Source organism: Streptomyces anatolicus (assembly GCF_019400875.1).
Taxonomy (GTDB): domain Bacteria; phylum Actinomycetota; class Actinomycetes; order Streptomycetales; family Streptomycetaceae; genus Streptomyces; species Streptomyces anatolicus.
In genome coordinates, this window is the sequence record NZ_WMBF01000657.1 from 1 (window position 1) to 2,942 (window position 2,942).

Annotated in this window: 3 protein-coding genes; 1 reads left to right on the forward strand and 2 read right to left on the reverse strand. The window is 72.6% G+C overall.

The annotated features are described in order from the left end of the window. Together GKQ77_RS30990 and GKQ77_RS30995 are read right to left on the reverse strand one after the other, a co-directional pair. On the reverse strand, window positions 1-529 hold a 529-nt coding region (locus GKQ77_RS30990; RefSeq protein WP_219692440.1), incomplete at its 3' end, for a maleylpyruvate isomerase family mycothiol-dependent enzyme. Between the two features lie 175 nt (window positions 530-704). After that, window positions 705-2,120, reverse strand: a complete 1,416-nt coding sequence (locus GKQ77_RS30995) for an MFS transporter (RefSeq protein WP_219692441.1) — start codon at window positions 2,118-2,120, stop codon at window positions 705-707. Window positions 2,121-2,237: 117 nt separating this feature from the next. Here GKQ77_RS30995 and GKQ77_RS31000 point away from each other — a divergent pair, with 117 nt between their 5' ends. Further along, window positions 2,238-2,930, forward strand: a complete 693-nt coding sequence (locus GKQ77_RS31000; RefSeq protein WP_219692442.1) for an HD domain-containing protein — start codon at window positions 2,238-2,240, stop codon at window positions 2,928-2,930. Window positions 2,931-2,942 lie beyond the last annotated feature (12 nt).

Here is a 2,942-nt window from a genome sequence, read left to right on the forward strand (position 1 = left end):
CGTCCCGCCCGTCCACGTCGGCGTGGACGGCGAGCCCCGGCGTCGCCGCGCTGAACGGCGACCGGCTGTGCTGCGCGAGCAGCGCCAGCGCGTCCACGAGCCCGTCCCCGCCGTACGCCCCCGGCTTCCCCCACGCCTCGCGTACGTCACCGGCGTGCACCCACTCCCCGAGGGCGATGCCATCCAGGCGCCCCTTGGCAGCGGCCATGATGGGCCCGGCCTCGGACATGCCGCGCTCCAGCTCGTCCACGACGCGGGAGTTGGGCCAGTCGGCGCGCTCGGCGATGTCGCGTTCGTTGCTCTCCGGGCTGAAGACGCCCTCGCCGTAGCGGCTCTCCACGACCCGCATCAGCGCGGACCCGCAGTGCGCGAGCACGTGCCGCACGGTCCAGCCGGGACAGCAGGTGCGGACCGCGAACGCCTCATCGGGCGCGGCCCTCAACAGCGGGATCAGGGCGTCGCGTTCGGTCCGCAGGAGCCGTCCGGCACGCTCGGGTTCGTACGTCTCGTCATCAGCAGCAGTGGTCATGACGAAAGCCAACCGTCCGGGAGCGCACATGGCAACGGACGGGCTGGAACGTACCCAGCCCGTCCGTTGCGCCGGAGTCCTGCGTGACGGCCTGCGGGCCCGGCCGGCAAGGGGTTTGAGCCCGTCCGGCGATCGAGGACGAGTACGGCGGAGCCGACGACAGCCGACCACCCGATCAGGCGTCCACCTTCACGCCCCCCGAGACCGCCGCGGGCTCCCCCCGCATCACCAGCAGGGTGAGCAGGCCCTCCAATCCCGCGATGGCCGCCGCACCGGTGAACGCCGCGCCGAACCCGTCCGTCAGCGCGGGGAGGTCACCCAGCTCGCCCGCCCCCCGCGAGGTGGCCAGCGCGGTGAGCGCCGCGAGGCCGAGCGCCGACCCCACCTGGTACGTCGTGTTGACGATCCCGGACGCGAGCCCCGCCTGCTCCTGGGGCGCGCCGGACATCGCCGCCATCATCGCCGGGATGTACGCGAGGGACATACCGAGCGCGGCCACCAGCGAGGCCGGCAGCACGTCGATCACGAACGACCCGGTCGGCCCGACCCGGGAGAGCCACAACAGCCCGAGCGCGAGCACGAGCAGCCCCCCGCCGATCAGGTTCTTCGCCCCGAAGCGGCCGAGCAGCCGCGCGGTGACGGCCGTCATGAAGACCATGAGCAGCCCCGTCATCGGCAGCAGCGCGGCGCCGCTCGCGAACGCCCCGTACCCCATGACCTGCTGGAGGTAGAGGTTGAGGAAGTACCACATGGGGATCCAGGCGGCGCCGAGCAGCGCCATCGCGAGGTTGGCGGAACCGAGCCGCGGCACGCGCCACACCTTCAGCGGCATGAGCGGCTCCCGCACGGCCTTCTGGACGACGAGGAAGAGCGCCAGCAGGGCGACGGCACCGGCGAGTTGCAGCACCGTACCCGTCGAACCCCACCCGGCCTCCGGCGCCCGGACCACGGCGAAGACCGCGAGCGCGAGTCCGGCGGTCACGGCGGCCGCGCCGAGGACGTCGACCGAGCCGCGCCGGCCCTCGACGGCGGGCAGGAGGCGGGTCGCGGCGAGGGTGGCGGCGCCGATCGGGACGTAGATGATGAAGACCCAGGGCCAGCTCAGCCACTCGGTGAAGACGCCGCCGAGGAAGACGCCCGCCGTGCCGCCCGCGGGGGCGGCGGCGCCGTAGAGGGCCATGGCCTTGCCGAGTTCCTTCGGGTCGTGCCCGAAGAGCAGCATGAGCAGGGTCATGGCGGCGGGCGCGATCAGCGCGCCGCCGACGCCCTGCACGGCGCGCCCGGCGACCTCCACGGCGGCGGACTGCGCGGCGGCGGCGAGCACCGACCCGGCGATGAGGACCACCCACCCCGACACGAAGACCTTCCGCGCCCCGAACAGGTCGGAGAGCCGTCCGCCGAGGAGCAGCAGCCCGCCGAAGGCGATGACGTACGCGTTGAACACCCATTGCAGCTCGCCCTGCGAGAAGCCGAGATCCTTCTGCATCTCGGGGAGCGCGACCCCGATGATCGAGGTGTCCATGATGACCATGAACTGCGCGGTGGCGAGCACGAAGAGTGCCCACCAGCGCTTGGGATGGACGTTTTGCATGGCGATTCCCCTCCAGGCCATTACGAATCCGACGCACACTCTGATACCCCCATGGGGTATCGGACGCCGAGGAAGTTAACATACCCCCAGGGGGTACACAAGAGTTACGCTCCCCCCATGGCCCACGACGAGACCACCGCCGACACCGCTGCCGAGACCTCCGCCGCGACCGCCCCCGACCTGCGCGACCGCTGGCTCAGGACGCTCCTGCGCGCACGGGACACCGACGAGTGCGTCTACGACCCCTACCGCTTCGCCGACAACCTGCTCGCCCGTTGGGCCGAACCGCAGCGCCGCTACCACACGACCGCGCACCTCACGGCGGTCCTCGACCACATCGACGTGCTCGAGGACCACGCCGACGACCCCGAGCTGGTCCGGCTCGCGGCCTGGTTCCACGACGCGGTGTACGCGCCCGACCGCTCCGAGAACGAGGAGCGCTCGGCCCGCCTGGCCGAACGGGCCCTGCCCGAGGCGGGCTTGTCGGACGAGCAGACATCCGAGGTGGCCCGCCTGGTCCGCCTGACCGTCACCCACGACCCCGCCGACGGCGACCACAACGGCGAGGCGCTGTGCGACGCGGACCTGGCGATCCTGGCGGCGGCCCCGGACGCGTACGCGGCCTACGCGGCGGCCGTCCGCGAGGAGTACGGCTTCGTGCCGGACGAGACGTTCCGCGCGGGCCGGGCGGACGTCCTGCGCCAACTCCTGGCGCTCCCCCGCCTGTTCAGAACCCCGTTCGGCGCCGCCAACTGGGAGGCCCCCGCACGCGAGAACATCACCACGGAACTGGCCCTACTGGCCCCCTGAGCCCCCTACGTC

Bases quoted from the DNA above. Each gene is read 5' to 3' on its own strand.
- GKQ77_RS30995 (WP_219692441.1), bottom strand. From the start codon at position 2,120: ATGCAAAACGTCCATCCCAAGCGCTGGTGGGCACTCTTCGTGCTCGCC.
- GKQ77_RS31000 (WP_219692442.1), top strand. From the start codon at position 2,238: ATGGCCCACGACGAGACCACCGCCGACACCGCTGCCGAGACCTCCGCC.